Source organism: Klebsiella michiganensis, from assembly GCA_000963575.1.
Classification (GTDB): Bacteria; Pseudomonadota; Gammaproteobacteria; order Enterobacterales; family Enterobacteriaceae; genus Cedecea; species Cedecea michiganensis_A.
In genome coordinates this window covers 4,818,295-4,835,393 of sequence record CP011077.1, presented here as the reverse complement: position 1 = coordinate 4,835,393, position 17,099 = coordinate 4,818,295, and the positions used below count along the sequence as shown (strand labels likewise).

Sequence of the window (17,099 nt, the reverse complement as noted above, 5' to 3'; positions counted from 1 at the left end):
TCAGGAACGCGCTTATGACCAATCCTTTACTGACCTCTTTTGAGCTGCCGCCGTTTTCCGCCATCAAACCTGAACATGTTGTTCCGGCCGTGACTCAAGCGCTGGACGACTGCCGTGCGGCGGTGGAAAGCGTGGTTGCGCAGGGCGCGCCTTACAGCTGGCAGAACCTGGTTCAGCCGCTGGCGGAAGTGGACGATCGCCTGGGTCGCCTGTTTTCCCCGGTCAGCCACCTGAACTCGGTACAAAACAGCCCTGAGCTGCGCGAAGCCTATGAGCAAACGCTGCCGCTGCTGTCCGAATACAGCACCTGGGTTGGCCAGCACGAAGGGTTGTATAACGCTTACCGCGACCTGCGTGACGGTGCGAACTACGCCAGCCTGAGCATCGCCGAGAAGAAAGCGGTGGATAACGCCCTGCGTGACTTCGAGCTGTCCGGGATTGGTCTGCCAAAAGACAAACAGCAGCGCTACGGTGAGATCTCCGCTCGCCTGTCCGAGCTGGGGTCTACCTACAGCAACAACGTGCTCGATGCCACCATGGGCTGGAGCAAGCTGATTACCGATGAAGCCGAGCTTGCCGGGATGCCGGAAAGCGCCTTAGCCGCAGCGCGCGCTCAGGCGGAAGCCAAAGAGCAGGCCGGCTGGCTGCTGACGCTGGATATTCCAAGCTATCTGCCGGTGCTGACCTACTGTGACAACCGCGCCCTGCGCGAAGAAATGTACCGCGCGTATTCAACGCGTGCTTCTGACCAGGGGCCGAACGCCGGGAAGTGGGATAACACCCCGGTGATGGAAGAGATTCTGGCGCTGCGCCACGAGCTGGCTCAGCTGCTGGGCTTTGGCAACTATGCGGAAAAATCCCTCGCTACCAAAATGGCGGAAAACCCACAGCAGGTGCTGGAGTTCCTGTCCGACCTGGCCAAACGTGCTCGCCCGCAGGGTGAAGCCGAGCTGGCCCAGCTGCGCGCCTATGCAAAAGAGCATTACGGCGTGGAAGAGCTGGAGCCGTGGGACATCACCTGGTACAGCGAAAAACAGAAACAGCATCTCTACAGCATCAGCGACGAGCAACTGCGCCCGTACTTCCCGGAAGAGCGGGCGGTGAACGGCCTGTTTGAAGTCGTGAAACGCATCTACGGCATTACCGCCAAAGAGCGGAAAGATATCGACGTCTGGCACCCGGACGTGCGCTTCTTCGAGCTGTATGACGATCAGGGTGAGCTGCGCGGCAGCTTCTACCTCGATCTATACGCTCGCGAGCATAAACGCGGCGGGGCGTGGATGGATGACTGCGTGGGCAAAATGCGCCGTGCCGACGGTTCGCTGCAAAAGCCGGTGGCCTATCTGACCTGTAACTTCAACCGTCCGGTGAACGGCAAACCAGCGCTGTTTACCCATGACGAAGTGATCACCCTGTTCCATGAGTTCGGCCACGGTCTGCACCATATGCTGACCAAAATCGAAACCGCGGGCGTGTCCGGCATCAACGGCGTGCCCTGGGATGCGGTCGAGCTACCGAGCCAGTTTATGGAAAACTGGTGCTGGGAGCCGGAAGCGCTGGCGTTTATCTCCGGCCACTATGAAACCGGTGAATCTCTGCCCGTTGAGCTGCTGGAAAAAATGCTGGCGGCGAAAAACTACCAGGCGGCGTTGTTTATCCTTCGCCAGCTGGAGTTCGGCCTGTTCGACTTCCGCCTGCACGCGGAATTCAACCCTGAGCAGGGGGCGAAAGTGCTGCAAACGCTGGCTGACATTAAGAAGCAGGTTGCCGTGGTGCCAGGGCCGAGCTGGGGCCGGTTCCCACACGCTTTCAGCCACATTTTTGCCGGCGGCTATGCGGCGGGCTACTACAGTTACCTGTGGGCCGACGTGCTGGCGGCAGATGCGTTCTCTCGCTTCGAAGAAGAGGGCATTTTCAACCGTGAAACTGGCCAGTCTTTCCTCGACAATATCCTGACCCGTGGTGGTTCGGAAGAGCCGATGGAGCTGTTCAAACGCTTCCGCGGGCGCGAGCCGCAGCTGGACGCGATGCTGGATCATTACGGTATTCAGGGCTAAGCCACGACGTGAAAATCTGTTTACTGACTGAAGCAGGCGCCGACTCCGGCGCCTTATCTGTTTTGAGCAGCCGCTGGCAGCTTGAACATGATGCAGAGGCGCTGATGGCGCTGGTATTAACCCCTGAAAGGCTGGAGCTGCGCAAACGCGACGAGCCCAAATTGGGCGGCATCTTCGTGGATTTTGTCTCCGGCGCGATGGCGCACCGCCGTAAGTTTGGCGGCGGACGTGGTGAAGCGGTGGCGAAAGCTGTGGGCGTTAAAGGCAGCTATCTCCCGGACGTTGTCGACGCGACGGCCGGGCTGGGGCGGGACGCCTTCGTGCTGGCCTCCGTAGGCTGCCGCGTGCGGATGCTGGAGCGCAATCCGGTGGTTGCCGCGTTACTTGATGACGGCCTGCGCCGTGGCTACGAAGATCCGGAAATCGGCGGCTGGCTGCAGGAGCGATTACAGCTCATTCATGCCTCAAGCCTGACGGCGCTCAGCGATATTACGCCGAGGCCGGATGTGGTGTATCTCGATCCGATGTTCCCCCATAAGCAGAAGAGCGCGCTGGTGAAGAAAGAGATGCGTGTCTTCCAGTCTTTGGTGGGGCCGGATGAAGATGCGGACGGATTATTGGCTCCGGCCAGAGCGCTGGCTAAGAAAAGGGTGGTAGTGAAGCGCCCGGATTATGCTCCCCCGCTGGCCGAAGTCGCCACGCAGAATGCGGTGGTGACCAAGGGGCATCGGTTTGATATTTACGCCGGGACGCCGGAATAGCCGCTACTCCGACTGCGCTCCCCGGGAAGACGTTGCCTCTTCGTCAAAAATATCCACGATTATGCTGGGCGGGCTAATATTCCGTTCACTTCCAGCCCAGAGTCATATGTTATCCCCGAACAGGTGAACGGCTCGGGGGAGTCACCGTCACTCCCCCGAGACCCCGGACTCCCGGCGAAATAAATCGACCGCTGAAGCGGCAGACCTCCGTTTTATCTCCCAGTCCTGGGTCGGCTGAGATGCGTTCCCGACGCTCTCAGCCTCCGGCCGTTCCCAACGTCCGGACCCTGGCCAGTCGGAGAGAAAACGGAGGCGATTTAAGCCGGAGCCGTGCCTGGCTTTAAATCCACAGCCACGCTGAACGCCACAGGCGCTGCAAGTCTCACCGCCACGTTCACCGTACTGGAAACTTATATGGAAAACAGATTTACGGGTGAGCAGAACGGTTAAGGGCTAAAGAGTTCTCCCGGAAGGCTTTGAAACTAAAATGTGATTAAGAGACACCAGAGAGAAAGGGCCAATATCAATCGCTATCCAGTCCCCTCTCCCCTATGGGGAGAGGGTTAGGGTGAGGGGAAAATCTTACTCGTCTTCTTCATCACGCAGCGGAACAATCAGCATATCCACATGCACGGTATTGATCAGCTGGCGTGCAGAGGACATCAGCTTGCTCCAGAAATCCTGGTGATGCCCACAAACCACTAAATCCATATCGTATTTTTTAATCGCGTCTACCAGCACCTGGCCCAGGTCGCCGCTGCCGCTCAGCGTTTCGGTGATAGGATAACCCGCGCCGGTGGACAGCTCGGTGAGCGCGTGGTGAGTTTCTTCGGAAATGCGTTTCTGCATATCGCCCAGATTGACGTCAATCAGCCCGGTATACAGATCGGAGTAATTCACATCGACATGAATCAGGGAAACTTTCGCGTTGTAAGGTCGAGCCATGGAGACGGCTTTTTCTACCAGGACTTTACTCTCAGGGGAGAGGTCAACTGCGATCAGAATGTGTTTGTAAGCCATAATGTTACTCCTTCCATAAGTTATCGATGACTCTCGCCGTCATCTTTTAAACCGCAGCGGCATGAGCTACGGTCACCCGATCTAAAGACTTAAATTGTAGATGGTATTTCTATCTTATAACGAGCTATTCAGCCCGACAATGCGCTATCCCTCAAACTCATTCAAGCGAAAAATGAATCAGACCACTTTGATAAAGATTAACGTGGTGGTAAAAAAATTAAGGGATCTCCTACACTATTAAATGAGCCGGGCGGGAAGAATGCTGTGACCTGTATCGGTTATTCGTTGCAGGATTGTCTGACAGGGTTTTCGGGGAGAGCGGTTGTCCCGAAGCAAAGGCTTCGAGGGCTTCGCCGGGAGGGGTACATGATCAGCACCGTCGCGCTGTTCTGGGCGCTTTGTGTAGTTTGTGTCGTGAATATGGCGCGCTATTACTCTTCATTGCGCGCGTTACTGGTGGTGCTGCGCGGGTGCGATCCACTGCTGTATCAATACGTTGATGGCGGCGGTTTTTTCACCTCACATGGTCAACCCAGCAAGCAGGTCAGGCTGGTGCGTTACATCTACGGCCAGCGCTATGTCGATCATCACGATGAGGAGTTTATTCGCCGCTGTGAGCGCCTGCGTCGGCAGTTTATTCTGACGAGTTCGCTGTGTGGTCTGGTGGTGATTAGCCTGATTGGATTAATTATCTGGCACTAGTTTGTAGGGCTGCATTATGGACAAGTATAAAAAAAGCGGGCCAGTTTCCTGACCCGCTTTTTCTTTGGCTGCCGCTTACACGAAGCGCAGCGCAATCCAGTACAGCCCGCCGGAGAGCAGAATCGAAGCCGGTAGGGTGAATATCCATGCCATCAGGATATTGGTTACCGTCTTACGCTGCAGGCCACCGCCGTCCACGATCATTGTCCCTGCCACGGAGGAAGAGAGTACGTGGGTGGTGGAAACCGGCATCCCGGTGTAGCTTGCCAGACCGATAGAAACAGCGGCGGTCATCTGCGCGGACATCCCTTGCGCATAAGTCATGCCTTTCTTACCGATTTTCTCACCGATGGTGGTCGCCACGCGGCGCCAGCCGATCATTGTCCCGATACCCAGGGCCAGTGCAACGGCCAGAATAATCCAGACAGGCGCGTACTCGATGGTGCTAAGCATATCGCCTTTCAGTTTCTTCAGCAGGCGCTGGTCATCCGCGTTCACTTCCGGCAGCTTCGCCACTTTATCGGTAGTGTCGGAAATGCACAGCATGATGCGACGCAGCTGGCTACGCTGCTCGATGCTGAGCTTGTCGTAGCTTTCGATGTCGGTCAGCATCAGCTTCGCGCGGTCCAGAGCGGTGATCGCGTTAGCCGGGTGGCAGTGGAACTGAGCCGGTTCAGTCGCGCCCGCTTCCGGAGAAGGGATTAACTGTTCGGATCCGGTCGCTTTCTGCAGCAGGTCGGGATGCTGCTGGAAGTAAGTTTCGACGTTGTTCACTGCGTCACGGGTACGGGTGATTTCGTAGCCGGAGGCATTCATGTTCACCACGAAGCCTGCCGGTGCGACGCCAATCAGTACCAGCATAATCAGACCGATGCCTTTCTGACCGTCGTTAGCACCGTGAGAGAAGCTCACGCCGATAGCGGACAGAATCAGCGCGATACGCGTCCAGAAAGGCGGCTTTTTCTTGCCGTCTTGCTTTTCACGTTCCGCAGGCGTCAGGTGAATACGCTGCTTTTTCTTGGTGTTGCTCCAGTAACGGCGCAGCAGGAAAATCAACCCACCGGCAATCACCAGCCCGACAATCGGGGACAGAATTAAGGAAGCGAAGATCCCCATCACTTTCGGGATATTCAGCGCGTCGACAACCGAGGTGCCGGTCAGCAGCGCGTTGGTCAAACCGATACCGATGATGGCACCGATAAGCGTATGGGAGCTGGAGGCCGGCAGACCAAAATACCAGGTGCCGAGGTTCCAGATAATAGCGGCCAGTAACATAGAGAACACCATGGCGAGACCATGAGAAGACCCTACGTTTAACAGCAGATCTGTAGGCAGCATATGCACAATGGCATAGGCTACGCTCAGCCCACCGAGCAGAACGCCGAAGAAGTTAAATAACGCAGCCATTGCCACCGCAAGTTGCGATCGCATAGCGCGGGTATAAATTACCGTTGCTACTGCGTTAGCCGTATCGTGGAAACCATTAATGGCTTCGTAGAACAGCACAAATGCCAGAGCAAGCAAAAGTAAAAGCCCGGTGTGAAGATCCAGGCCGGCAAACAAATGTAGCATAGACGTTACGCCATTTTGAGGACATGAACGCGGCGCATTATGTAAGACAACCTCCACCGCGGCAAAGTGAAATCTGGACTTTTTTTGATTTTAGTCGCCATCTGGCGCTCAGGTGGAATGATTTACATTTTGTTTATCAATCACCTGCATTTGTTATTCACCTTAAAGCTGGTGCGACCAGCCTCAGGTCTTTACAATCCGTTGCCTTAAGCATAGTCGGGAGTCGGTCGTGGAAAAGTTTGATGCCATTATTATAGGTGCGGGTGCAGCGGGAATGTTTTGTGCGGCGGTAGCCGGGCAGGCGGGCAGCCGCGTATTGCTGATTGATAATGGGAAAAAACCGGGCCGTAAAATCCTGATGTCCGGCGGTGGGCGCTGCAACTTTACCAACCTTTATGTCGAACCCGCCGCGTATCTGAGCCAGAACCCACATTTCTGCAAATCTGCGCTGGCACGCTACACCCAGTGGGACTTTATCGACATGGTGGGCAAGCACGGCATCGCCTGGCACGAGAAAACCCTGGGCCAGCTGTTCTGCGACGACTCCGCCCAGCAAATTGTCGATATGCTGGTGGCGGAATGCGAAAAGGGCCGCGTGACGATGCGCCTGCGCAGCGAAGTGTTGAGCATTGCGCGTGACGAGCAAGGTTATACCCTGCAGCTAAACGGCGGCAGCGTGCAGGGGGCGAAACTGGTTATCGCCAGCGGCGGCCTGTCGATGCCGGGGCTGGGTGCAACACCGTTTGGCTATAAAGTCGCCGAACAGTTTGGCCTGAAGGTGCTGCCGACCCGCGCAGGCCTGGTGCCGTTTACGCTGCATAAACCTTTGCTCGAACAGCTCCAGGTGCTGTCCGGCGTGTCGGTGCCGTCCGTCATCACCGCAGAAAACGGCGTTAGTTTCCGGGAAAGCCTGCTGTTTACCCATCGTGGCCTTTCCGGCCCTGCCGTTCTGCAGCTCTCCAGCTACTGGCAGCCGGGCGAATTCGTCAGCGTCAACCTGCTGCCCGACACCGATCTGGACGGCTTTATCCACGAGCAGCGTAACGCGCACCCGAATCAGAGCCTGAAAAACACGCTGGCCATGGTGCTGCCCAAACGTCTGGTCGAATGCCTGCAACAGCTGCAGCAGATCCCGGACGTCACGCTGAAGCAGCTTAACAGCCGTCAGCAAAGTGAGCTGGTTGAAACCCTGCAATCCTGGCGGGTTCAGCCTAACGGCACCGAAGGTTATCGTACGGCGGAAGTGACCCTCGGCGGCGTGGACACCAACGAGCTTTCCTCCCGCAGTATGGAAACCAAAAAAGCCCCGGGCCTCTATTTTATCGGCGAAGTGATGGACGTCAGCGGCTGGCTGGGCGGCTATAACTTCCAGTGGGCCTGGAGTTCAGCCTGGGCGTGCGCGCAGGCGCTGGTTGAAGCCTGACGTACCGCCTTGCGGCTGCGATGATAGATTGTGATATGTTATGCACTATTGCAGCTATTTGAGGGCCGGACGTGACTGATTATGATGCATTGCCTGAACAGCGACAGGCGATGATCCACCAAATCCTGACCGAAACGGGCCGGGTGATTGGGGCCGATGTGGCGCGGAAACTCGGCGTGTCCGAGCACACCATCCGCCGGGATCTGCAGGAACTGGCGCGTCGCGGCCTGTGTAAAAAAGTTTATGGCGGCGCTATCAGTCAGTTCCAGCAGTCCGCCAGCTTTGAAACCCGCGTGGCGCAGGATGTGGTTGAGAAATCGCAGGTGGCGCGGAAGTGCGCCGGGATGATCACCGCCAATACCTGCGTGTTTCTGGACGCCGGTTCGACCTATCTAGCGATGGTGGAATTTATTCCCGAAGAGCTGGATCTCACCATTGTTACCAATTCCCCGCAGATTGCTGCCGCGCTGAGCGGGCGTACGCGCGGCGAGCTGATTCTGTTGGGCGGCAAAGTGAACCCGCTGACCGGCAGCACCCTGGGTTCCGACACGGTAAATCAGCTACGCGGCATGGTTTTCGACCAGACCTTTATCGGCGTGTGCGGGCTGGATCCGCAGGCTGGCCTCAGCGCGGTTTATTACGAAGATGCCTGCTTCAAGCGAGAAGTGCTGAGTCAGAGCAACGAGGTGATCGCCGCCGTGACGGCCAATAAGATGTCCCAGGTGGCTCGCTACAAAGTGGCTCCCTGCGAAGACATTGATATTGCTGTGGTGAGTGCTGAAACCAAAATTGCCGATTTCAGTGGGGTTAACCTGCAGATTGAAATCGCGGGCTAGCGAAACGGGCGGCGCAGATGCCGCCCTGCGTCAGCCTTAGCTTTGCAGCGCCAGCAGGCTTTTTATCGTGTGTTGTACCGCGCTTTCATCATTGCTGCCGGTAATAAATCGGGCTGCGGCCTTCGTCTCCTCGAACGCATTACGCATCGCGAAGCTGTATTCCGCCTGAGCCAGCAGCTCCAGGTCGTTATACCCGTCACCAAACGCGAGCGTTTCCGCCGGGCTGACGTTCAGTAACTGCTGGAGCCTTTGCACCGTTGTCCCTTTGTGAACGCCATAATCGGCAATGTCGATCCACGCCGCTTCGGACACCACGATATACACCTCCTGCTCAAAAGGCTTGAGCGCCGGGCGAGTTTGCGGGCAGTTTCCGGCTTCGTCATAGACGCTTATCTTCACGAAATCACCATCGAGTTCGGCAAAAGAGTCCACCTGCGCCAGGCTGGCGTAGGACTGTCGCATTTTGTCTTTCAGCCGCTGCGGCACGTCCCGGCGAATGAACGCGCTTTCGCTGCCGCAGGCAATAATGATGTGGCTGTCGCTGGCGGCTTCCAGGGTACTGATAATCCTTAATCCCAGCGCATTATTGATAAGCGATTCGTAGACATATTCGCCGTTTCTTTTAATACGCGTCGCGCTGTCGCCGATGATCCATACATCCTCCCGGTAATCGGCGAACAGCTCTTCTACCCGCTGGCACTGCTTGCCGGTACAGGCGGCGAAGTGGACGCCTTGCGCCGCCATTAGGCGATGCGTTTGGGCAAATAATTCACGGTCATAGTCGCCATGGGCGTTGAGAAAAGTGCCGTCGAGGTCAGTAATAATTAGCTTTATCATTCTGTTATCCCATCGGTAAGTGTTCTGTAGGCGTTTATATTTTTAGTTTTGAAACGAAGGGCAGGTTGCGGTACTTGTTTTGCCACGGCATGCCGTAGCCAATGAGTAGATCGTCGTTGTCCATGATGTAGGCATAACATTGCTCGACGGGGATCTCTACGCGGCCTGGCTTCACAAATAAAGTGGCGATGGAGAGAGATTTCGGGGCGTAGTTTTCGATTAAATACTCAACCAGGCGCTTCATGGTGCCGCCGGACTCGATGGCGTCATCCACCAGGATAACGTCTTTTCCCCTGATGCCAATATTGTCGTGGTAAACGATGGTTGAGCTGTTATTTCTGTCGCCAGGCGTGTGCGGGCAGGAAATATAGTCCATTGAGATATCGAAAGTTAGCTGCCTCACCAGGTCGGCGGTAAACAGGATCCCACCGGGTACGACCGTGATCACCACCGCTTCGTGATATCGACTATTAAGCTGCCTGGCGACTTTGGTGACGCCATCGGCAATCGTCGATTCATTCATCACGATGTGTCCTACATGATTGTTTCTCACTGCTGCATCCTCGCTAAAGTGTCATTGCTCGTTGTTGCTCGATTAAAATAAGATCTAATGCTCGATTGTGCAATATTAGCGTTAAGACGGATGGTTTTTTGTGATCCGAAGCGATCAAGCAAGAATGTTATGCTCAATGCTGCATTACCGAGCATTGAGCCAGGGAATTTACTGTCGGAGATCGAAACGGATCGGCAGGGTGAGGGTAATTTGCGGCTGGCCTGGAGCGATATCGTCCGTGGGGGCGGGCAGCGGTGCCGCGCGAGCTGGCAGGGCAAGCGCTTCCCGATCCAGCGTCGGCGTGCCGCTACTTTTTTCCAGCGTCACGCTGAGGACCTGGCCCTCTCTGTTCAGCGTCAGGCTCAGGTAAACCACGCCCCTGGCCTGCTGGCGCAAAGCCTGAGCCGGGTAACGTTTGAAGCGGTCGAGCCGCTGGCGCAGCAGGCCGACCCAGTTCACCTCGCCAGGGCTGGGAGCACTCACCGCGCTGCTTCCTGCCCTGCCGGCGCTTTGCTGCGGATGGCTGGCGGGGGCGTGGGTTTCAGGCGCATGTGGTGCAGGGGCCGGGGGCACTTCCGCGTCGTGTGGCTTAACCGGCTGAGGCCTGGTGATGGCCTTATGGTGCACTTTTTTGGCCACAACGATCTCCGGGTTCGGTGCCTCCACGCTTTTCACCTCTTCTTTCGACTCGGCCTTTTCCTGAGACGCTGCCGACTTGATCTGTTTGATCTTATCGGGCTGCTTTTCCGGCGTGGCGACAGACGCCGGATCGTCTGCCGGGAGGATCATCAGCGCAATGGGCGGCGGCGCGGTGGCCGGTTGTTGCTGGGTTGGCCGGTGAGTTAGCCACAGGAAAACGCCCGCGTGCAGCAAAAGCGCCAACAGTAGCCCGACGCTGCGACGTGAGGGAGGCAGGCCGTCGGACCACGCAGGAAAGGGCTGGCTTATCGGCAGGGAAGAGGGCATAACAAATACTCCGCAGCCGGGCTAAGGGCTGTTGTTGCAGTGGGGATAAGAAAGAGGACACGCGAGGCGCCTGAACGGGCAGCTTCCCGTGAATAACGAGACAACTGGCATGGATTACTCTGTCACGAAGCATTATTCACTGCGAGAAAGGCTGACCCAATAACGCGACAGCGTATTTATTCTGACGGGCAGGACGCGGGGTAACGCAGTCAGAATACTGTCGGTATCCGCCAGCGGGAAAACGCCGGACAGCCGCAGGGCCGCAATATCTTCGTCGCAGCGCAGGACGCCGGGGCGGTAGCGGTTAACCTCCCGCAGGAAATCGCCCAGCGGCATATTGTCGGCCAGGAGTTTGCCGTGCACCCAGCCAGGTTCTTTTTCACCGGTATGCAGGCCGCCGGACCCTTCACCGCTCAGCCATGCGCCCTGGCCCGCCGCAAGCTGAAGCCCGGCGAGGCCTGAGCCGTGGGGATAAAGCCTTACAACTCCCTGGTAAACCGCCACGCGGGTGAGTCCCGGCTCCAGCTTTACCCGGAACCGGGTGCCCAGCGCGAGCACTTTGCCCTGAGGCGTAGTCACGCTAAAAGGCCGGGGCCATGCCGCCAGCTTTTCCTTCTGTCCGGTAGTAATCAGCAGGTCACCGCTGAGCAGCTCAATCTGGCGCCGTTGTCCGGTAAAACGTACATTTAGCGCGGTTTGGGTGTCGAGCAGTAGCCGGCTACCTTCGCTTAGCTCAACCTGACGCTGCTCGCCCGTCCCGGAGCGGTAATCGGCAGTCAACGCTTCCCAGCCGTGCTGGCGTCGCCCCCATTCCAGCGAGCCCCCGACCAGCAGCAGAGCGCCTAATCCTTTTAACGCGCGACGCCTGCCGCTGTTTTGTAGCGCAGAGAGACTTTGCCGCGCCAGTTTGCCGTCAACCTGCCGGAAACTGGCGCATACCGCTTCGACGTGCTGCCAGGCACGCTGGTTTTCAGCACTTGCTGCCAGCCATTTTTGCCAGTCGATTTTATCCTGCTCACTAACGTCGTCCGACATCATCAGCGTCAGCCATGAGGCGGCGGCGTAGGCACTCTCCCGGTTGATCGTCTGCCCGTTTTGGTCGATGAAGGGATGGGAGGTCATTAGCTTAGGGCGAAGAAACAGTGCAGGTTGGCGCGCTGGAGGTACTGCTTGACGGAGCTGCTGGAGACGCGCAGGCGCTCTGCGATATCGCAATAGCGCATCCCCTGCAGATGAGCCAGCAAAAAAGCTTCCCTCACCTGCGGCGGCAGGCCGTCCAGCGCCGCATCTATCTGTTCCAGCACTTCCAGAATCAGCAGCCTGGTTTCAGGGGAAGGGTGTTCCATCTCCGGCTGGGCGGCCAGCGCATCCAGCCAGGCTTCTTCGATTTTCTTGCGGCGATAATGGTTGGCAATCAGCCTTCTGGCAACCGTGGCAAGAAAAGGACGCGGCTGGCGAATGGAGGCCAGATCGGGACTGACCAGAATATTGATGAAGGTGTCCTGAGTCAGGTCTTGTGCCTGTTCCGGGCAGCCGACTTTATTGCGAAGCCAGTGGTAAAGCCAGCGCTGATGATCGCAGTAAAGCTGATGTGCAACCTGTTGGGAACGGGACATGATGTGACTCACCATTGATTGGTATCAGGGCGTGATAATTATTGAAATGATAATCATTATTATTTTCATTTCTCTATTTTTATGTCAAGAGATTGCGAAGTATTAATCTATTTTTGCCCGGGAAGCGGACGCTGAAAAAGCAGCGCCAGGGGCGGCGCTTAGGTTGCTGACAAAGAGGGAAAAAGCGTGGTTTTTCCCTCTTTGTGGTTATCAGTAGAAAATCAATACATTGATTTTACTGTTTATTTTTCTGGCGACACATTGCGGAATTTTTATCCGCATTAAGTTTGTCATCAGTTTCAGCGCCATGGCTGGCGCTGCGGGTGAGGCATTAGAATTTCTGCGAAATACTTAGCTTGATGTTGCGGCCGATACCGGAGACGGATTCGCCCAGGTACGGGTAGTAGTCGGTGTTAAACAGGTTATCGACGGCAATACGGGCCTCCATGCCTTTCACCTGCTCCGGCTGCCAGGAAGCAAACAGCCCCTGCAGCGCGTAGCCACTGGTTTTTGGCAGCGCCCAGATGCCTGCTAACGGGTCACCATCCTTCGGCGAGCGATCCTGCTTACGCACCATGTCCATGGTCCAGCCAAACGTCATGTTCCACTCCGGGGCTTTGACGCCCAGCGTCGTGTGGGCGGTGACTGGCGGAATTTCTGCGAGCCAGGTTTGGTTGCCCCACGGGTCGCGTGGTGAAGCGTCACGCTGTCCACGGATAGTGGAGAACGAGAAGCTGCCAAAGATACGGCGGCTGTCGTAAAACGACTCAATTTCCAGCCCCTGGATGGTGTAGCCCGGCAGGTTACGGTAGTTCGACAGCGGCGATCCGCATTTGGCATTGCTGTTCACTGACTGCGCCTCGCACAGCACGCCCCGACGGTAGAATATTTCGTCTTTGCCGCGGTTGCGGAATAGCGTGGTGCGAATTTGTACGCTGTCGTCGTCCGCCAGCAAATTATTGAAGTTCAGGATCATGCCGCCGCGAACGCTGTTGATGGTTTCCACTTTCAGATCGCGGCTGGAGCCGGACACGTTAGACAGCGCGTACTGCACGGTGTACTGCTCATCAATGGTCGGCGCCCGCCATGTGCGGGTGACATCGGCAAACAGCGACACATTCGGCGTGGCCTTCCAGACCAGACCAAGCGCAGGCGTAAAGCCGTGGTAACTTTTGCTGCTGTAGTCGTGGCCGACTTTAGGATCGCTGCTGTTGTACATCCGGGCGATGTTCGGCTCCCCGGTGTTGGTGACGCTGTCGTAGCGCACGCCCGGCGTCACGGTGACGCTGCCGAGCGTCATGCTGTCCTGCAGATACAGGCCGCGCGTTTGCTGCTCCCCGGCGGGCATGTAGTATGGCTGGAAGTAGCCGTAGTTGTAGGCGGCGTTCTTCTTATAGCCCGGGTAATACATCAGCGCATTACGTTGATTCTTATGCCAGCTTGCGCCGATTTCCAGCAGGTGATCTACCGGCCCGGTGCTGAAGCGGCTCTTGTTACTCACCTCCACCAGGTTGTCTTTGTAATCCACCCAGCTCTCATTACCGAGCGAGCCCAGGAAGCTGGAGGCTCCGGCGGAGTCGGGGCGGGTATCATGCTGTTTGGTTTTGGAGTAAGCGTAGCTCAGCGTCAGATCCAGCCACGGCTGGTCTGCGGGCGCCAGGTTCCACTTCACGGCGTAGTTTTCATCGGTCTGGTTGCGGTACACCAGTTTCCTGCGCCAGGCTTCGTCTAACCCGTATTTATCGACTTCAGCCTGGCTGGGAGAGGCAATGTCGTCACGTTTGGCGGCGAAGGGCTGCCAGCCGGTTGAGTCCGAGCGCATGGCAGAAAGCGTCAGCGTCTGCGCGTCGGTCAGGTAGAGGTTGGTTTTTGCCAGCCAGGTGCCCTGGCGGTTGGCGGAATAGTCGAAACGGGTGCCGTCCGGACGGGTAATATTGCCGCCGTCGCGTTTGCTGGCGTAGAGCATGCCGTCGGCAAAGCCCTCCGGCGTTCTGCCGTACAGCGCGCCGCTGTAGATATTTTGGTTGTCGTTGGTGTGGAAGCCGTACTTCAGCATGCCGCCAAAGTTTTCACCGGGCTGCAAGAGGTCGGCCGCATCTTTGGTGACGATTTTAATGCTGCCGCCGAAACCACCGTTGCCGTTGGCAAGGTTAAACGGGCCCTTATCGACGTCGATCTGCTTGATAAGCTCCGGTTCGATAAACACCGACCCCTGGCGGTATTTCTCAAATCCTTTAGGCGCCCCGTCCAGGGTCACTTTAATATCTTCCATACCGCCCATACCCCAGATATTCAGGCTCTGCCCGCCCGGACGCGGTGAGCCGGCGGAAGAGACACCCGGCAGTTTATCCAGCAGGGCGGCGACGTTATCGGCCTGAATACGTTCGATATTTTCTTTTTTAAGCGTTGAGCGCCCGGCAACAACGCTGTCATCCAGGCCGCTGAGCACGGAAAGCTCCGGCACAATAATCGGTGCGGCTTCACCGGCGGCTGCCGGCAGGGAGACAAGCCGATAGCTGTTGCCGTCGCGAACGGCTTGCAGGCCGCTGCCCGCCAGCAGGCGATCAAACGCGCTTTGTACGGAATAAGTCCCCTTGAGGCCAGAGGTCGTTTTGTTTGACGTTTGGTCCGGGGTGAAGACCAGCATCACGTTGGCGTCATTCGCCAGCGTTTGCAGGGCGCCGCTCAGAGGCCCGGCAGGCACGGAAAACGCCTGACTGGTGGCTGAGGAGGTTTCTGCCGCCGAGGAAAACGTTGGCAAACCGGTTGCCAGCGCCAGCAGGCCGGATAAAGCAATGCCGGACGCAAGCGGGGCGCGAGGGAGCTGTGCAGGTTGGCTCGCGTCGGAAATGGCCGTAGCCTTTCCGTTATTTTTTATCATCATGATGTATCCCTGAAGGTGAGTCACAAGAAGTACTGCTTCAGAGAGGTCACGCGAGACTGAAAATCAGGCAGAAAAATTTTTAATTAAAAACGGCCGGCGGGTTATCCATCGTCAGCACCAGGCGAAATCGCGCCTTGCCCGACTTCATTTTTTGCCATGCTTCGTTGGCCTGCTCCAGCGGGAATATTTCCGTCATCGGTTGCACGTTGTTCCGCAGGCTAAAACGCAGGGCGCTTTCCGTTTCGTAAGGCGTGCCGGTCAGCGAGCCTTCGACGGACAACTCACGGCCAACCAGCATCCCCGGTGAAAGCATCAGCGGTTGCTGACCAACCCCGAGCACCATCAGTTTGCCTTTTGGTTGCAGGGCGGGCAGCAGAGAGGACGCGATAGCACTGTCCGTCGCCGTGGTGAGGATCGTTTTTACGCCGCCGATTTTTTTCAGCGCTTCAGCAGGCTTGGCTATGGTGCTATCGAGATAATCACTGGCGCCCAACGCCAGCGTAGCTTGCGCTTTATCGCTTCCGCGCCCGATGGCGATTACCCGAAACCCCATTCTGGCTGCGTATTGCACGGCAAGGTGCCCTAAGCCGCCAATGCCGAGAATGGCGATGCTGTCACCGGGCTGAGCGCCTGACTTACGCACGGCGTTAAAGGTGGCTATTCCGGCGCAGAGCAGCGGTGCGGCGGTAACTGCGCTTAGCTCATCCGGGATAGCCACAAGGCCGGTCGCCTTCGCCAGCATCATTTCGGCATAGCCGCCGTCTTGTGAACTGCCGACGATCGGCTGATGGCTGCAAAGCGTGAACTCGCCGCGACGGCAGGCGTCGCATGCGTTACAGTGCCCGCCCAGCCTGCCGACCCCAACCCGCTGGCCGATGCGCAGGCCGGACGGCACGCCGCCGCCGAGTTTAAGCAAGGTGCCGACAACTTCATGCCCGGGTATGCGCGGGTAAACCACATTCTTTTCCCCGCCGTCGATAACGCCGCCGTCAGCGCCACAGATGCCGCAGGCTTCGATTTTTATCAGCACTTCGCCGGTACCCGGCTGAGGCACAGGGCGTTCGACAAGTGTCAGACTGCCGTTGCCGCTGGCCTGCATCGCTTTGTAGGTCATTGAGTTTCTCCGGTGAAAAAAACGGCACCCTCAGGAAGGGTGCCGTTTAGGCTCAGGCTTTTGGCAAGGCGTCGAATGCATCCAGGGCGTGAGCGGTGTAGGTTAGCGCCGCCCCGGTGTTCAGCGAAATGGCGACCGCCAGCGCTTCGGCAATCTCTTCCCGGGTTGCGCCGTGTTTCGCTGCGGCTTTAACGTGCACTGACAGGCAGCCGTCACAGCGGGTGGTGATCGCCACCGCCAGCGCAATCAGCTCATGGGTTTTGGCATCCAGGTGGCCCATCGCGGAAGCGCCTGCATCCATCTTCATCAACCCCTTCATAAACTCCGGTTGCAGCTTCGCGTAATCGCCAACCACACCCAACAATTCTTCACGATGTTCATTCCAGTTCAGCAACATATAAACCTCTTCAGTTAATCTCAGGCCACGCTATAAATGCGGATTTCCGGGGCGGCGTTCAGGAAGGGTGTCAGCGCCTCAACCACGTCCCGGGTAAACAGGTCAGAACTCAGATAGGCTTCGGCCTGGGCGGCGGTGTTAAAGCCGTGCAGTACCTGGACGTCCTGCTCGCGGACCAGCAATTCTTTAGTGGTCGCGCCGTCGATGGTGGCCAGGAAAGTCGCTTTGTACTGCTGGTAAACACCCGCCGCGGCGGCGCGATTTTGTGTGCTGATATCAAGGGTGATTTGCAAATAAGCCATGATGGACTGCCTCTTGTTGTGTGGCTCATGCCGTTGCACGAGCGGAGATAAGGGAGAGG

At 57.2% G+C, this 17,099-nt stretch carries 16 protein-coding genes; 5 read left to right on the top strand and 11 right to left on the bottom strand.

Going from position 1 to position 17,099, the window contains the following annotated elements:
• Positions 1 to 14 precede the first annotated feature (14 nt).
• Complete coding sequence (locus VW41_22500; GenBank protein ID AJZ91593.1) at positions 15 to 2,057, top strand: oligopeptidase A; 2,043 nt, start codon at positions 15 to 17, stop codon at positions 2,055 to 2,057.
• 8 nt (positions 2,058 to 2,065) lie between these two features.
• Complete coding sequence (locus VW41_22495; GenBank protein AJZ91592.1) at positions 2,066 to 2,818, top strand: methyltransferase; 753 nt, start codon at positions 2,066 to 2,068, stop codon at positions 2,816 to 2,818.
• A gap of 582 nt (positions 2,819 to 3,400) precedes the next feature.
• On the opposite strand, the gene VW41_22490 is transcribed toward VW41_22495, so the two are convergent.
• Positions 3,401 to 3,838 (bottom strand): universal stress global response regulator UspA, encoded by a 438-nt coding sequence (locus VW41_22490; GenBank protein ID AJZ91591.1) that lies wholly within the window; start codon positions 3,836 to 3,838, stop codon positions 3,401 to 3,403.
• Positions 3,839 to 4,204: 366 nt separating this feature from the next.
• On the opposite strand from VW41_22490, the gene VW41_22485 reads away from it, so the two are divergent.
• Positions 4,205 to 4,540, top strand: a complete 336-nt coding sequence (locus VW41_22485; GenBank protein ID AJZ91590.1) for a universal stress protein UspB — start codon at positions 4,205 to 4,207, stop codon at positions 4,538 to 4,540.
• Positions 4,541 to 4,615: 75 nt separating this feature from the next.
• Here VW41_22485 and VW41_22480 read toward each other — a convergent pair whose 3' ends face one another.
• On the bottom strand, positions 4,616 to 6,112 hold the full coding sequence (locus VW41_22480; protein ID AJZ91589.1) for a phosphate transporter PitA: 1,497 nt from the start codon (positions 6,110 to 6,112) through the stop codon (positions 4,616 to 4,618).
• 229 nt (positions 6,113 to 6,341) lie between these two features.
• Between VW41_22480 and VW41_22475 the strand changes: the two genes are divergently transcribed.
• Together VW41_22475 and VW41_22470 are read left to right on the top strand one after the other, a co-directional pair.
• Positions 6,342 to 7,535, top strand: a complete 1,194-nt coding sequence (locus VW41_22475) for a membrane protein (protein AJZ91588.1) — start codon at positions 6,342 to 6,344, stop codon at positions 7,533 to 7,535.
• A gap of 71 nt (positions 7,536 to 7,606) precedes the next feature.
• Positions 7,607 to 8,371, top strand: coding sequence for a decarboxylase (locus VW41_22470; protein ID AJZ91587.1), 765 nt, complete (start codon positions 7,607 to 7,609; stop codon positions 8,369 to 8,371).
• Positions 8,372 to 8,407: 36 nt separating this feature from the next.
• Here VW41_22470 and VW41_22465 read toward each other — a convergent pair whose 3' ends face one another.
• The 9 genes from VW41_22465 to VW41_22425 all read right to left on the bottom strand — a co-directional run bounded on the left by VW41_22465 (position 8,408) and on the right by VW41_22425 (position 17,040).
• A complete protein-coding gene (locus VW41_22465) occupies positions 8,408 to 9,208 on the bottom strand; it encodes a hydrolase (protein AJZ91586.1) in 801 nt (266 codons plus the stop codon).
• A gap of 34 nt (positions 9,209 to 9,242) precedes the next feature.
• The gene (locus VW41_22460; GenBank protein AJZ91585.1) at positions 9,243 to 9,731 is read right to left on the bottom strand and encodes a hypoxanthine phosphoribosyltransferase; all 489 of its coding nucleotides are present in this window, start codon (positions 9,729 to 9,731) and stop codon (positions 9,243 to 9,245) included.
• Positions 9,732 to 9,929: 198 nt separating this feature from the next.
• Positions 9,930 to 10,727, bottom strand: coding sequence for an energy transducer TonB (locus VW41_22455; GenBank protein ID AJZ91584.1), 798 nt, complete (start codon positions 10,725 to 10,727; stop codon positions 9,930 to 9,932).
• A gap of 132 nt (positions 10,728 to 10,859) precedes the next feature.
• On the bottom strand, positions 10,860 to 11,849 hold the full coding sequence (locus tag VW41_22450; protein ID AJZ91583.1) for an iron dicitrate transport regulator FecR: 990 nt from the start codon (positions 11,847 to 11,849) through the stop codon (positions 10,860 to 10,862).
• Positions 11,849 to 12,343, bottom strand: coding sequence for an RNA polymerase sigma factor FecI (locus VW41_22445; protein AJZ91582.1), 495 nt, complete (start codon positions 12,341 to 12,343; stop codon positions 11,849 to 11,851). The genes VW41_22450 and VW41_22445 overlap by 1 nt, the downstream gene beginning before the upstream one ends.
• A 331-nt stretch (positions 12,344 to 12,674) precedes the next feature.
• Positions 12,675 to 15,194 carry a TonB-dependent receptor gene (locus tag VW41_22440; protein ID AJZ92056.1) on the bottom strand — a complete coding sequence of 840 codons (2,520 nt, stop codon included), beginning with the start codon at positions 15,192 to 15,194 and terminating at the stop codon, positions 12,675 to 12,677.
• Positions 15,195 to 15,306: 112 nt separating this feature from the next.
• On the bottom strand, positions 15,307 to 16,341 hold the full coding sequence (locus tag VW41_22435; protein ID AJZ91581.1) for an alcohol dehydrogenase: 1,035 nt from the start codon (positions 16,339 to 16,341) through the stop codon (positions 15,307 to 15,309).
• 52 nt (positions 16,342 to 16,393) lie between these two features.
• Entirely contained in the window at positions 16,394 to 16,738 is a 345-nt protein-coding gene (locus VW41_22430; protein ID AJZ91580.1) for an alkylhydroperoxidase, read from the bottom strand.
• Positions 16,739 to 16,758: 20 nt separating this feature from the next.
• Positions 16,759 to 17,040, bottom strand: coding sequence for a hypothetical protein (locus tag VW41_22425; protein AJZ91579.1), 282 nt, complete (start codon positions 17,038 to 17,040; stop codon positions 16,759 to 16,761).
• Positions 17,041 to 17,099 lie beyond the last annotated feature (59 nt).